Annotated in this window: 9 protein-coding genes; 3 read left to right on the top strand and 6 right to left on the bottom strand. The window is 62.3% G+C overall.

The window, feature by feature from the left end; translation table 11 throughout:
• Positions 1–15 precede the first annotated feature (15 nt).
• The 4 genes from Q0J60_RS05090 to Q0J60_RS05075 all read right to left on the bottom strand — a co-directional run bounded on the left by Q0J60_RS05090 (position 16) and on the right by Q0J60_RS05075 (position 4259).
• Complete coding sequence (locus Q0J60_RS05090) at positions 16–501, bottom strand: 4Fe-4S dicluster domain-containing protein (RefSeq protein ID WP_294439166.1); 486 nt, start codon at positions 499–501, stop codon at positions 16–18.
• Between the two features lie 5 nt (positions 502–506).
• Entirely contained in the window at positions 507–2015 is a 1509-nt protein-coding gene (locus Q0J60_RS05085) for a glutamate synthase-related protein (RefSeq protein WP_294439164.1), read from the bottom strand.
• 5 nt (positions 2016–2020) lie between these two features.
• Positions 2021–3250, bottom strand: coding sequence for a glutamine amidotransferase family protein (locus Q0J60_RS05080; protein ID WP_294439162.1), 1230 nt, complete (start codon positions 3248–3250; stop codon positions 2021–2023).
• 430 nt (positions 3251–3680) lie between these two features.
• Complete coding sequence (locus Q0J60_RS05075; RefSeq protein WP_294439161.1) at positions 3681–4259, bottom strand: hypothetical protein; 579 nt, start codon at positions 4257–4259, stop codon at positions 3681–3683.
• Positions 4260–4968: 709 nt separating this feature from the next.
• Between Q0J60_RS05075 and Q0J60_RS05070 the strand changes: the two genes are divergently transcribed.
• Positions 4969–6975 (top strand): hypothetical protein, encoded by a 2007-nt coding sequence (locus Q0J60_RS05070; RefSeq protein ID WP_294439160.1) that lies wholly within the window; start codon positions 4969–4971, stop codon positions 6973–6975.
• Between the two features lie 72 nt (positions 6976–7047).
• On the opposite strand, the gene Q0J60_RS05065 is transcribed toward Q0J60_RS05070, so the two are convergent.
• On the bottom strand, positions 7048–7890 hold the full coding sequence (locus Q0J60_RS05065) for a TetR/AcrR family transcriptional regulator (RefSeq protein WP_294439159.1): 843 nt from the start codon (positions 7888–7890) through the stop codon (positions 7048–7050).
• Positions 7891–8313: 423 nt separating this feature from the next.
• Here Q0J60_RS05065 and Q0J60_RS05060 point away from each other — a divergent pair, with 423 nt between their 5' ends.
• The gene (locus tag Q0J60_RS05060; RefSeq protein ID WP_294439158.1) at positions 8314–12885 is read left to right on the top strand and encodes an acyl-CoA dehydratase activase; all 4572 of its coding nucleotides are present in this window, start codon (positions 8314–8316) and stop codon (positions 12883–12885) included.
• Positions 12885–13538, top strand: coding sequence for a TetR/AcrR family transcriptional regulator (locus Q0J60_RS05055; RefSeq protein WP_294439156.1), 654 nt, complete (start codon positions 12885–12887; stop codon positions 13536–13538). Before Q0J60_RS05060 ends, Q0J60_RS05055 begins: the two co-directional genes overlap by 1 nt.
• Positions 13539–14116: 578 nt before the next feature.
• Here the strand turns inward: Q0J60_RS05055 and Q0J60_RS05050 are convergent.
• Positions 14117–14260 (bottom strand): hypothetical protein (locus Q0J60_RS05050; RefSeq protein WP_367178791.1); only part of this gene is annotated, 144 nt, incomplete at its 5' end.

Here is a 14260-nt window from a genome sequence, read left to right as displayed (position 1 = left end):
GCATGCTCGGTCATCTCAACGCACCTCGCTTTCCACATAGATGAGCGCGCGATTGGGGCAGGCAGCCACGCAGCTCGGCTCGCCCGGCTGACCATGCCCGTCGCCGCACAGGTCGCATTTGATGGCGATGGGCTTCGCGCCAAGGCCGCCCGGCAACATGCCCGCAGGCTCGACCTTCACGCACCCGAACGGGCACATCGACACGCAGGTGCGACAGCCCACGCACCGCGCGGGATCCGACGTGACCACGCCGGTCACGGGGTCTTTCTGCATGGCGCCCGAGATGCACCCCTCGACGCACTTGGGCTTGGCGCAATGCCGGCAGTTCACCGCGATCGAAAGCTCGCGCCCGCCCTCCACATGTACGCGGTTGAACGCCGTCGTATCCTTCAGCTGATATGCCTTCACGGCATCCTTGTACACGGAATGGAACGCCTTGCACGCCACCTCGCAGCGCCTGCAGTTGATGCACCAGTCCTCCAACGCATAAATCTTCTTCATGAGCCTCACTGCTCCCCTGCGTATTTGACGCCCAGAATCTCGAGCTCCTTCTCGTTGAGCCCCACGCCGCGCAGCATCAGGCGGTTGCCGCGCAGGCTGTCGATGGCGTTGATGCCCATGCCGCCCATGATCTCCTTAATCTCATGCGTCCACGCGCGCACCAGATTCACCACGCGCTCGGCGGCGATCTCGGGGTTCAGGCGCCGCGTGAGGTCGTCGCGCTGCGTGGCGATGCCCCAGTTGCACTTGCCGCTCGCACAGTCCTGGCACTGATGACACCCCAGCGCGATCAGCGCCGACGACGCGCAATACACCGCATCGGCGCCCAGGGCGATAGCGCGCACCACGTCGGCCGACGAGCGGATGGATCCGGCCGCCACCAGGCTCACACGGCTGCGGATGCCCTCATCGCGCAGGCGCTGGTCCACGCTCGCCAGCGCGAGCTCGATGGGGATGCCCACGTTGTCGCGGATCCGCTTGGGCGCCGCGCCCGTGCCGCCGCGGAAGCCGTCCACCACGATCACGTCGGCCCCGGCGCGCGCCATGCCGCTGGCGATGGCGGCCACGTTGTGGACCGCGGCCACCTTGACCGCCACGGGCTTGGAGTAGCGCGTGGCCTCCTTGAGCGAGAAGATCAGCTGACGCAAATCCTCGATGGAGTAGATGTCGTGATGCGGCGCGGGGCTGATGGCATCAGTTCCCTCGGGAATCATGCGCGTGCGACTCACCTCGGCGTTGATCTTCTCGCCGGGAAGATGCCCGCCGATGCCAGGCTTGGCGCCCTGGCCGATCTTGATCTCGATCATCGCGGCGGTCTCCAGGTAATGCATGTCCACGCCGAAGCGCCCCGACGCCACCTGCACCACGGCATGCTCGCCGAAGCGCTCAAGCTCCGCATGCAGGCCGCCTTCGCCGCAGTTGAAATACGTCCCCAGCTCAGTGGCGGCCATGGCGAGCGCCTTCTGCGCGTTGATCGAGATTGATCCGAAGCTCATGGCCGAAAACATGATGGGCACGTCGAGCTTGATGCGCGGCGGCATGGGCGACACCACACGTCCCTCGCGCTCGTTCACCTTGAGCGCCGCCGGCCTGCCGCCCAGAAACACGCGCGTTTCCATGGGCTCGCGCAGAGGGTCGATCGAGGGGTTGGTCACCTGGCTGGCGTTGAGCAGCAGATGGTCCCAGTAGATGGGATACGGCTGCGGATTGCCCATCGAGGAGAGCAGCACCGCGCCGGTCTGAGCCTGGCGGGCGATGTCCTGCATGACGGGCAGCGTCCAGTTGTTGGAGCCGTTGCCTACCTGCGGCCAGTTGGTTATCGAAAGCGCACGCGTGGGACACATGACCACGCAGCGCTGGCAGTTCACGCACTTCATGTGGTCGGCGGTCACCCGGCCAAGGTCGTCGTCGACATGATGCACCTCGTTCGAACACGAGCGCTCGCATACGCCACATTGGATACATAGATCGGCATCGCGCAGCACCTTGTAGCGCGGATACACGTAATCGAGCATGGCCCTTACGCCTCCCCTCGTTTGTTTCCGGCGGGCATGACGCCCGTGAATTGGACGGTCGGTTTCAAATCGGGCTCGTTCTCAGACGATGCCCTTTGCTTGCGGCGCGCCACCTCGTCAAGCTGCACCACGAACGGCTCGCCGCCCTCGATGGAGCGCACGTTTTCCACGTCGGGGCACACGAGCTCGATGGACGCCTGCTCGCTAGCCAGATACACCATGGAGCCCTTCTCGCCCACCATGAGGGCGCGCAGCTTCAGGCGGTCGTTGAGCGCGAGCAGCCCTTCTTCGGAGCCCAGGATGACGGAGAACGGCCCGTTGACCAGGCAGTCGGAATAGGTGCAGCGCAGCGCCGTCTCGAACGCGGCGCGCTCGGGCGGCATGCGGTCGATCGCGTCCCACGAGGGCGCGGCCATGATGTGCGCCGCCATCTCCTGCGAGAAGCCGTGGCGACGCACCAGCAGGTCGAACAGATACGTGATGACCTCGGTATCGGTCTGCAGCGCGCAGTCGTAGCCGAACTGCTCCACGTAGCGTCGGTTGGTGTCGTAGCTGGAGATTTCGCCGTTGTGCACGATGGACCAGTTGAGCAGCGTGAACGGGTGCGCGCCGCCCCACCAGCCGGGCGTGTTGGTGGGAAAACGCCCGTGCGCCGTCCACAGCCACGCCTTGTAGTCGTCGATGCGGTAATATTCGCCGATTTCTTCCGGATAACCCACGCCCTTGAACGCACCCATGTTCTTGCCCGACGACGCCACAAAGGCTCCCTCGATGCGCGCGTTGATGTGGAACACGCACTGCATGGTGTATTCGGCCTCGTCGAACTCGCCGAATTCAAGGTCATGCCTTGAGGGATGCGGCGTGAGGAAATAGCGCCACGAATCAGGCGGGTTCTTGATGGACCGCACCGGCGTGGTGGGGATGCGCTCCTGCTTCTCACAGAGGAAGTGATCGTTGAGGTACGACTCGGTGACCATGCGCGCCTCGTGGCTCTCGTAAAGGATATGGAACGCGTAGAGCTCGGCGTACTCGGGATAGATGCCGTACGCCGCGAAGCCGCCGCCTAAGCCGTTCGAGCGATCGTGCATGAGCGCAATCGAGCGGCAGATGTCGCTGCCGTCGTGGCGCGTGCCCGTGCGATCCATAATCGCGGCAATCGCGCAACCGGAGGGGATGCGTACCTCGCCCTCGCGCAAGCCCCTTCGCGGACTTCCCGCCTGCTGCCAGTCACCCATAGACGGCCTCCTCTTCATATGCTCATCGGCGCAGATTCGCGTATGCGCACCTCTCTTGCGAAGAAAACGCGCCTGGCCATCCCGTCCTACGCCCCGGGAGGCCAAGCGCTTGCATTACAGGTTACGGCGCGCACGTTAGGGGCGTGTATCCGCCTGATTTCAAGAGCGTCAAAAGGAGGTTTCGCGTGTGTGGCAAGTTGGTTTCAAGCGTGAGGCGAACAGGTTTCAAGCGCGAGACAAAACGGTTTCAACTCTATGAAGGGCGATGCGTTGCCTTGCCGTTGCACCTGTTCACGTTTGAGTAGACGACATCGCGTTAGGCGTTGCGGGGCCATTACGAAAAGGGCCGCGGCGAATGCCACGGCCCTCGTGCTTGGTATATACAGGTTGTTTGGCGAAAGCGCCCGCCATCCAGAAAGGCGTTGGTTTGCTAGTCGTCCACGCCCATGCGCAGCTCGAGATCGTCCTCGGCGCGGTCGAGCACCTCGTCGATGGCATCTTCCTGCTTCTCGAGCGCGAACACATCCTCGCGCGTGATGGACCCCTGAGCGTAGGCGGCCTCGATGGCATCGTCTAGGCGGCTTAGCTCGTTATCGAGCTCCTCAAGCGGGGCCTTGGCATCGAAGTACGCCTGGGTGCGATCCGCTGCGTTCGAGGGAACCTGCGCCTTACCTGCGGTTGCGGCGGCGTCGTCGACGCGCTTGGCGAGATCGTCCATCTGCGCCGTGAACTCGTCGGCGGATGCCGAACTCGCCTCGTTCTTCGCGGCGTCATCGGCCTTGGCAGCGTCATCGGACGACTGAGACGGCTCGGATGCAGCAGCGTCATTGGTCGCATCAGAAGAATTCTGGTTGGCCTCGAGCTCATCAATCTGCGCCTGCATCTCATCGAGCTTGGCGAGCACCTCGTCGTTGTTGCTCTGCGGCGCAGTGCAGCCGGTCAAAGCGGCGCCTCCTATGGCAAGGGCGAGGGCCATGATCAAAACGGGGGTTGAGCGACGCATCTTCATCGTGGTGCCTCCTTATCTGCACGCGTGTTCCGCAAAGCAACGAAATCGCTTCCTGCGATGCCGCAGCTGCCTGCGCCCGGCCACGTTCCTTCCGCCGAGCATGCGCCCATTCTAGAGAAAACCTTAACAAAAATGGTTGCAGAGCGGTAACAATTAACCAACGGCGCGTTGCCGAAGGTAACGGGATGATGACGGGATATGCACGAGGACAACGAGGGTCCCAAAGGCTGCCGCGATACAACCTAGGGCGTTTCCCATTCGCACGGATAAAGATTCAGGAAGGCATGCGGACTTCCCTCCGAGGTTCGCCGCAAAACCATCTCGGACATCAAAAAATCGCAGTACAATAAGCAGCACGCAGCAACACCCCGCGAAGGAGAATACCATGCCAACGCGCCAACCCCCCGATAATTTAGCCCCTCACCAGCAAGACGCAATCGACACCCTTAACACGCTGCAGCAAGAATTGTGGGACTCCCCTTGGCAAGTTGCCAAAACAAGAGAGAGCGTCAAGCGCACCCTAAAAAGATACGAGGAGGCGAAGGAGGGCAAGCCCATCTCCGAGAATGCCGAAAGCAATTCGGAAAGAATCACCGAACTGATGCAGGTATACGATGAGCACGGAATAGAAAAGATTGTCGAGATAATAGCCAACGACCCGCAAGATGAATCCCCGCAGGCAAAATCGAAAAGAAGTTTCGCCAAAGCCGTGAGCAAGCACCTTTCGGGCACGGGCAGAAATCAGAAACCTAGCAACAGCCATGCACCTTCCAACTCCGACGAAGAGGCATCGTCCTCCGATTCCAAAAAGGAGAACCCTTCCTCCGGTTCTTCCAAAAAGAAAACGTCGCACGACTCTTCCCTGTTCAAACGCAAGGAATCGAAAGACCCCAAGCCGAAGCTGAAGGCTCCAGAGCCCGGAAGCGACTGGGCGAAGGCTATCGCCATTCGCATCGTAGCGCCCATCGCGATCGCCGGCGTTATCTCTTTCTTCGCTCTCGGAGAGACGGAATACGTGCGCTTCGGAGTCTTCGTTCCGGCGATTGCCATCGCCGTTTGGTTGGTGCTCCACTGGTATCTCAAGCAGTGGAAAGATGCCCAGAACTCGAGCATGCTCTTTATCAAGCAGTGGGAAAACGCGCATAACGTGGGCGTATACCCCATCGTGCGTGCGGTGTGCCACGTGCGCTATCTGATCATGCTGTACGCGTTTTGCGTCGTGTTCGCCTATATCGTGATAGGCCAACAGAGCGACGGCGCGCAGGCATTCGACCCCTTCATGATTCTGTCGGACGCGTGGGGAGTGTTCGTCCACACCGGGCTGATGCAGACCGCCGCCCTGTTCATACTCGTCGGCATTGCCAACTCCTTCTACATCTATTGGTCAAAGGGAATGGAAGAAACCGAGGCGCTGTGGTGGCTCGGTGCCGTCGTTCGCATCGTGCGCGTGTTCCTGTACATTCTTGCGTTCATTGGCTTGCTCAGCGCCCTTTCTTTGCTCGGTTGGATCTGGTACGCAATCTTCGAGGACGGATCCATGTCCACGCTCGCAGCCGCCTCCGATACGGCGAATATCTGGGCGCCCCGCGCCATGCTCATGACACAGCATTTTGTAGAAGTCGGCGCCGCCCAGATCGTGCTCGCGATGCTCGTGGTGAGCACGCTGTGGAAACGGCTCCACGCATGGTGCGCATCGAAGCGCGAGGAAACCGATGAGAAAGCGATCAGCGGCAAAACCGACAACCACCATGTCGAATCGAACCTGTCTGGCGTTGCTCCCAAGCTGATCGATAAAGTCGGATCCGTCGTCAGGATAATCGTGCTCGTCATTCTTGCGGTTATGCTTTTCTTCGCGGTCTTCTCGCTCGTCAACGCAGGCGAGGAACGGCTTGACCTCTTCGGAGCTCTCTGGGGTGCGCTTTTCAAATCGAGCGTCGGGTTGCCCGTTGCTGCAGTTTTGCTCATCGCGGGCACCGCGCTCAATTGCGTGGTGGGATTCTGGCACAAGGCAACCGAGAGAAAGCACGGCGCTCTTAACTCCCTAGGCAAATTCGCCTCGTACGCCATGATTGCCGCCTCTGCGGGGTTCGCCGTCTACGCGTTCGTTATGGCAGAGATGCAAACCGGATACTTCTCGAGCCTGCCCGAAACTATGACGGCATGCGTCGAGAGGGCGTCATACAGCCCGTGGGCGGAATACATCGTGGAGCTGTGGAGGTTCGCCGGGGTCATCGCGGTTGTGGCGGTCATCATCGTCATCGCCGCAATCTACTTTGCCTACGACGATGCGCACTCACCCGACTACGTCGGCGGCAGCTACGTTTACAACGGAGACTACAACCCTGGCGGCGCAAGCGGCTTTGGGAGCGGCGCAAGCAGCAACGCCGGTGGCAGCTTCTGGGGCAGTGGTTCAGGCGGCAGCAGCTTCTGGGGCGGCAACTCCAACCCCAACACACAGGTCAACGACAAATACGGCCGTAAGATTGCAGAGGTGGACCGCTCAGGCATCTTCAGCCCCACCGTCGTGCGCGATAAGCATGGCGCCAAAATGGGTACCGTGCATGAAAGCAGCTTCGGCGGCCGCACACGGGTTTCCATCGGAGACGACACCTACGAAGTGCGCGATGCGATCTTCGGAAGCGACAAGGTTGTCATGAAGGACGGCAAGGAGGTTGGCCGCCTCGACAGCGACGGCGCCTTCCGCAAGCACTGGTAGCCCGCATGGCACTCCGGTGCGACTGGCGCGCGCCTTTCCACGCGCATCAAGCGCGGTCGATAAACGTATCGCCTACGGAGTGCGCCAGTCGCACGGGTAGGGGTCGAGGCAAGCGCGCAAGCCCTCCGCGATGATGAGGAGCCCGTTTTCGAACGAGGATGCCGAATAGCCCGCGGCGGTGGTTCGACGCCAATGCTCGTTGGGAACGGGCGGCGGCGCTTGATGGGTGCGGCCGGTGAGCATGCCTGGCACGCGCGAGGTAACCGCCAGGCGATTGGACGCATCGGCAGGATGGGCGGGCGCGGCCGAATGAGTGGATGCCGAGGCATCGCCCGTGCCGGCCCTCCCCTTGCGGCCCGTAGCGGCCTGGGAGCCGTCGCCGTCATGCACGCGCTCTACCAGCTGCCCCGAGCGCAGCATGAAGCCCGCGAAGAATGCATCCGCCGCTACGGTCAGCTGGATAGCGATTTCCTCCGGCATGCCCTGCGCCAAGAACAGCGCGCGAAGGCGCATCAGGTACGGCTCCAGTCCCGCGCCCACTGCGGGATCGTTCGTGAGCGCCGCGATGCGCGGATGTTGCATGCATGCATTGCGGAGCGCGCGCATGCAGCGGATGAGCGTGTCATCCCAGCGCTCCCCCGGACGCGGACGCGCGTCCACCGTGGAGAGGAACGCAACGCACGCCTCATTGAGCAAAGCATCGCGCGACGGAACATATGAGTAGAGCGCCATGGCGGTCACGTCCACGCGCGTTGCCACGTTGCGCATCGAGCATGCATCTACCCCCTCCTGCTCGATCAAGCGCATCGCTTCGCGCACCACTTCCTCTTTGGTGAGCGTGCCTTTCGCGCGCCGGGTTGCGTTCTTGGCCGGCTTAGATTCTTGCCGCCCCGGCTTAGCTTCTTGTTGCCCCATCGGATGCCGCCCTCCTTTTGCACCTAATCAGGCCACGTCCTGCCCACGTCGCGCCTTTTGAAGATTTCTCTCATATTATACACCGTATATATTCTACTATACAATGTATAGAGTACCTGTCATCTGGGATTACATAAAAACGTTGGATGAAGTGTCTCCGGATCCCCTGCATTCAAGTGCCCGCGCTATATGCAGGGTGCACCCTCTTCTTTCCCCCATGCACCGCCATCGAACTTCTCGTATCGCACGCGCACATTTTGTCGTGCGCGCGTATTTAAAAGGTTTTTGTCGTTCACCGAATCCGAATTGGCTTTATTGTTGCAATTAATGCAACATAGTGTTCAAATAACCAATTGATACAGACACGATGCCCCTATTGCGGGCACACGCTGAGCGCATGCATATAGTTCTTAGAGGAGTTCCATGAGTACTCAACCCCCTGCCTCCATCGACCTTGGCATCGACATCGGATCCACCACGACCAAATACGTGGTGCTCGATACCGCCACGGGTGCGCGCCTGGCTTCGGGATACAAACGCCACAATGCCCGCCAGGCTGAAAGCGTCGCCCATGTGCTGGACGAGGTGCGCTCCGCCTTCCCCACCGCTACCGTACGCGCCGCAGTCACCGGATCGGGTTCGGCCCACATCGCTCAGGCGCTTGGCGCTCCCTACATCCAAGAGGTGGTAGCCAACGCCGTAGCCGTGCAGAAGCTCTACCCGCAAACGCGCTGCGCCATCGAGCTGGGCGGCCAGGACGCCAAGATGGTGTTCTTCCGCCAGGACCCCGCAACCGGGCGCCTCGACGTGGCCGACATGCGCATGAACGGCAGCTGCGCGGGCGGCACCGGCGCCTTCATCGACGAGATCGCCACGCTGCTCAAGGTACCCACCGAGGAGTTCGATTCGCTCGCCAGCCAGGGCAAGGCGGTCTACGACATTTCCGGCCGCTGCGGCGTGTACGCCAAAACCGACATCCAGCCTCTGCTCAACCAGGGCGTGCCGCGCGAGGATATTGCGCTCTCATCGCTGCACGCCATCGCCAAGCAGACCATCGGCGGCCTGGCGCAGGGCCTCGACATCGAGCCGCCCGTCATCTTCGAGGGCGGACCGCTCACGTTCAACCCCACGCTCGTACGCGTGTTCTGCGAACGTCTGAACCTCACCGACGAGCAAGCCATCCACCCCGAGCACCCCGAGACCATCGTGGCCCTGGGCACGGCGTACTCGCTCTCGGGCATGTTCGCCGACGCGCAGCCCATCGACATCGAAGCGGCCAAGGCCACCCTCGCCGAGCGCCCCCAGGGCGACGGCACCACGGGCGCAGCGCCGCTGTTCGCCTCCGCAGCCGAACGCGCCGAGTTCGAAGAGCGCCACGCCAAGGAGAGACGTTCCCATGCGCCCAAGCCCCAGCCAGGCGATGTGCTGCGCTGTTACTTGGGAATAGACTCGGGCAGCACCACCACCAAGTTCGCCCTCATCAACGAGGCCGGCGAGCTCGTGGACGAGTTCTACGCCCCCAACGAGGGCCAGCCGCTCGACGTGGCGCGCGACGCGCTCATCGAGATGCGCGACCGCTACGCCGCCCACAGCGTGACGCTCACCATCATCGCATGCGGCACCACCGGCTACGGCGATCTCATGTTCAGCCAGGCCCTCCACGCCGATTACCACACCGTTGAAACCGTGGCCCACGCCGCGGCCGCCACCGCCTACGTGCCCGATGCCAGCTTCATCCTGGACATCGGCGGGCAGGACATGAAGGCCATCTGGCTCGACGACGGCATCATCTCGGATATCGTGGTCAACGAAGCGTGCTCTTCGGGCTGCGGCAGCTTTTTGGAGAACTTCGCCTCAACGTTGGGCATCCCCACGCGCGAGATTGCCCAGGCGGCGTTCGAATCGCAATCGCCCGCGCAGCTGGGCAGCCGCTGCACCGTGTTCATGAACAGCTCCATCGTGAGCGAGCAGCGCAACGGCCGCACGCCTGAGGACATCATGGCGGGGCTCTGCCGCTCCATCATCGAAAACGTGTTCACCAAGGTGGTGCGCATCCCCAACACCGATATCCTGGGCGACAAGGTGATCGTGCAGGGCGGCACCTTCAACAACGATGCCGTGCTGCGCGCGCTTGAGCTCTACATTGGCAAGAACGTGATTCGCGCGCCCTTCCCCGGGCTCATGGGCGCCATCGGCGCTGCGCTTCTGACCAAACGCTTCGTGGAGAAAAACGGCGGCCCCGACGCCTACACCACCACGTTCATCGGCCTGCACGCGCTGGACGATTTCTTCTACACACAGCAGTCCAACCTGCCCTGTCCGTTCTGCGCCAACCACTGCAACCGCACGCTGGTCACGTTCTCCGACGGCACGCAATGGGTCACGGGTAACCGCTGCCCGCGCGGCGAGGTGATCGGCGACCCCAAAGATGCCGCCGTGCGCGATGCCGCCAAGGCGGCCATGGACCAGCGCTTCAGCGCCCCGAACCTCTTCGACACGCGCCGCGAGCTGCTGTTTGCTAACTACGATGCGCCCCGGCTGTGCGAGCCGCGCGACATCACCATCGGCCTGCCGCGCGTGTTGAGCTTCTGGGATACGATGCCGTTTTGGACCACCTTCTGGAAGAGCCTCGGCTTTAGCGTGAAGCTCTCGCGCGAAAGCACGCGTGCGCTCTTCGAGAGCGGCCTGCCCTCGGTTACCTCCGACACGGTGTGCTTCCCCGCCAAGCTTGTGCACGGGCACATCCGCGACCTTGCGCGCGCCGGCGTGGATCGCATCTTCATGCCCATCATCACCACCGTGCCCTCCGAGAACATGCAGGAATCGAGCGAGTCGATGTGCGCCGTGGTGAAGGGCTACCCCATGGTGATTCGCAACTCCGACAACCCGCAGCGCCGCTTTGGCGTGGAGTTCGACGACCCGCTGTTCCACTGGTACACCGACGCCGACCGCGAGCGCCAGCTTGTAGGCTGGATGCAGGAGACGTTCGGCGTGGCGCCCGAACTCACCAAGCGTGCGATCGAAGCGGCCGACGCCGCGCAGAAATCGTTCAAGGGTCAGCTGCTCGAGGCCGGCGGCAAGGCCATCGCCGACACCAAGGCGCACGGCCGCTATGCCGTGGTGCTGGCGAGCCGCCCCTACCACAACGATTCGCTCGTGAACCACGAGCTGCCCGAGATGTTCGCCGAGATGGGCCTGCCGGTGCTTCCGCCCGATGCCGTTCCGGGCGCCACCGAGGTGGACCTGCATAACAGCCGCCTGGACATCGTGAACAACTACCATGCCCGCATGCTGGGCTGTTCCGTGCTTGCCGCCCAGCGCGACGAACTGGAGTTCGTGCAGCTGGTGAGCTTCGGCTGCGGCCACGACGCGTACCTCTCCGACGAAATCGTGCGCATCATGCGCGAGATCTCGGGCAAGACGCCGCTCATCCTCAAGGTGGACGAGAGCGACATCCAAGGCCCGCTACGCATCCGCGTGCGCTCCTTCGTGGAGACGGTTGACATGCGCCGCGAGATGGAGACGCAGGAGACACTCCAAGCCGGCGCGGGCGATGCCGGCGCAGCCGAACAAGCTGCTGCAGATGACAAAGCTGGGCGAGCCGCCGCAACCGACGAAGCCGGGCGAGCTACCGCAGCGGCCGACGCTGCCGCGCACTCGGGCAACGAGCCCGGTTCCGCATCCGCGAGCGCCCCCACGCATGAGACCCACGAGCTGGCCGACCCCTACCCTGTCAAATTCACCGAGGCCGACCGCGCCGACAAGGTGGTGCTGGTGCCCAACACCTCGCACGCGTTCAGCCGCCTGATGGCGAACGCGTTCGCCAAGCAGGGCATCCGCACGGTGCCGCTGCCCATCGGCCGTGAGGAGGCCATCCGTCTGGGCAAGAAATACGTGCACAACGACATCTGCTTCCCGGCGCAGATCGTGATCGGCGAGGCGCTGGCCGAGCTGGAAAGCGGCAAGTACGACCTCGACCACGTTGCCGTCGCCACGGGCAAATACGTGGGCGACTGTCGCCTCACGCATTACGCGGCGCTTTTGCGCAAGGCGCTCGACGACGCGGGATACGCCCAGGTGCCCATCATCACCAACGATGACACCGACACCCACAATCAGCACCCCGGTTTCAAGATGAACGCCTACACCGCCATCTGCATCGCGGGATGCCTGCCCATGATCGACGTGCTGGAGGAGCTCGTGCGCAAGATGCGCCCCTACGAGCTCGACCCCGGCGCCTCCGACGCAGCGTTCGAGTACGCAATGGACGAATTGATCGGCGGCTTGGACTCGGGCGGCCTGCGCGGCGCTCGTGCGGGCTTCTCGCGCGGCATCGAGCGCATGCGCCAGGTTCGCTACGACCGCTCCAACCCGCGCCCCACGGTGCTCATCGTGGGCGAATACCTGCTGAACTTCCACCCCGGCGCCAACCACGACGTGGAGGAATACCTGGAGAAGAACGGCCTCGAGATCATCGAGGCGCGCATGACCGACGTCATCCGCAAGACGTACTTCTACAAAGACGCCCAGGCCAAAGAGTTCCACGTGACCCTGCCCTTCCAGCAGAAGGCGTGGAACGCCATCGCCAACAAGGTGTTCGACATCGCGCACAGCATGTGCGACAAGATTGCATGCCGCCACCCGCTGTATACGCCCGCCGTGCGCATGGACGAGCTCGTGGTGGCAAGCGACCCCATCATGCACCACACGTTCGACGCGGGCGAGGGCGTGCTGATTCCCGGCGAGATTCTGCATCACGCGGAGCACGGCTGCCGCACGTTCCTGATCCTGCAGCCGTTTGGGTGCCTGCCCAACCACGTGTGCGGGCGCGGCGTGGCCAAGCGCCTCAAGGAGATGTACCCCGACGCGCAGATTCTGCCGCTTGACTACGACCCCGACGTGAGCTTCGCCAACGTGGAGAACCGCCTGCAGATGCTGGTGATGAACGCGCTTGCGGGCAACGAAGGCGCCCAGGCACAACCCGAGGAGGCATAATGGCGAGGCCGAAGAAAGATGCCACTACCGTCGAGGCGCGCCAACGCATCATCGACGGGTTCTGGACGCTGCTCGAGGAGAACCGCTTGAGCGAGATCACCATCGGCATGGTGGTCGAGCAGGCCCAATGCAATCGCGGCACATTCTACTACCACTTCGATGGTCTGGACGCCCTTTTGCAGGAAGCCATCGAGCGCGAGCTTCTGGTGGAGCGCGATATCCCCGGCATGATCTTCGCGCTCGCCTGCAGCATCGAGGATGCGCCGTCGCAGCGCCTGAGCGAGTCCAACGATCTCTATCGCCTCTCGCTCATCATGGATCGTGGAGGCCTCGACCTGGTCGCCGAGGGAGCGAAGCGCGCCATCGTGGGTATGTGGACCGCGTTGCTCGTGCCCGGCCAGGCGGAGCTTCCCGAGCCCACGCGCGAGGTCATCGAGTACTTCACCTCCGGCACGCTGGGACTTATCGCCTACCGCTTCGCGCGCGAGAAGGAAGGGCGCGCCGCCGTGCCGTCGGTCGCTGCCGACGACTTCCTCAAACGCAATGCCGCGTTCGTGATCGAGCAGGTGGCGCGCTACCAGGGCATGACCGAGGCCGACGTGCTCGCACGCCTTCACATGGCAAGCTGCCTGATGCAGCAAACGCGCGCGTAAGGATTTCGGCGCATCGAGAGCTCGCCGAGCCGAATAGCATGGACAATCGTCCGCAGGACAGTTTTGCCGAGTATGTAACCCAAATTGCTGCAGCATTCAGACGTCTTGGTAGTTTTAGTGAGTATGTAATCCATTTCTTGCCGTCTCAAAAGGCTACAGAGTCTGACAGTGCGAGGGAGCTTCCACTTTCTTAACTCGAAAGAAATGTGACCTGGGAAAATGGAGAGCACCATTATCACTTTGAGAAGTTCTTCGTGAAGAAAGGCAATTGATCGGATTACATACTCGTCAAAACTGCCGGCGCTCAACAAACTTACGCAAAACTGGATAACATACTCAATTATTTTGCCAATTCGGTTCCATGTTTTGCACTGTCAACATGAAGACGCCCCTAAAGGGGTCCCCACAAACAGAAAGCCCGCCGAAGCGGGCTTTCTTTCATCCAATTCGTTTGCTTATAAGCAAGATTCGACGTTGCGGGTTAGCGGAACAGCTGCAGGTATCGGCCATCTGCCAAGCTCAATCGTAACAGAGCAAGCGCCTTCATCTTCCATCATCTGCTGGAACGATGAAGCGGCCTATCCGCGCACCTCGGCGCCGGTGGCGGCGCACACTTTCTTGACCAGCTTGGCGTGAGCCTTCTCGACCTCTTCGCTGGTAAGCGTGCGGTCGGCGGCGCGATACGCCAGCGCATATGCCATGGACTTCTTGCCCTCGCCCAC

This window comes from uncultured Slackia sp. (genome assembly GCF_944321625.1).
Taxonomy (GTDB): Bacteria; Actinomycetota; Coriobacteriia; order Coriobacteriales; family Eggerthellaceae; genus Slackia.
This window is presented reverse-complemented; position numbering and strand designations above follow the sequence as displayed.

Bases quoted from the DNA above. Each gene is read 5' to 3' on its own strand.
- Q0J60_RS05075 (WP_294439161.1), bottom strand. From the start codon at position 4,259: ATGAAGATGCGTCGCTCAACCCCCGTTTTGATCATGGCCCTCGCCCTT.
- Q0J60_RS05085 (WP_294439164.1), bottom strand. From the start codon at position 2,015: ATGCTCGATTACGTGTATCCGCGCTACAAGGTGCTGCGCGATGCCGAT.
- Q0J60_RS05090 (WP_294439166.1), bottom strand. From the start codon at position 501: ATGAAGAAGATTTATGCGTTGGAGGACTGGTGCATCAACTGCAGGCGC.
- Q0J60_RS05065 (WP_294439159.1), bottom strand. From the start codon at position 7,890: ATGGGGCAACAAGAAGCTAAGCCGGGGCGGCAAGAATCTAAGCCGGCC.
- Q0J60_RS05055 (WP_294439156.1), top strand. From the start codon at position 12,885: ATGGCGAGGCCGAAGAAAGATGCCACTACCGTCGAGGCGCGCCAACGC.
- Q0J60_RS05080 (WP_294439162.1), bottom strand. From the start codon at position 3,250: ATGGGTGACTGGCAGCAGGCGGGAAGTCCGCGAAGGGGCTTGCGCGAG.
- Q0J60_RS05060 (WP_294439158.1), top strand. From the start codon at position 8,314: ATGAGTACTCAACCCCCTGCCTCCATCGACCTTGGCATCGACATCGGA.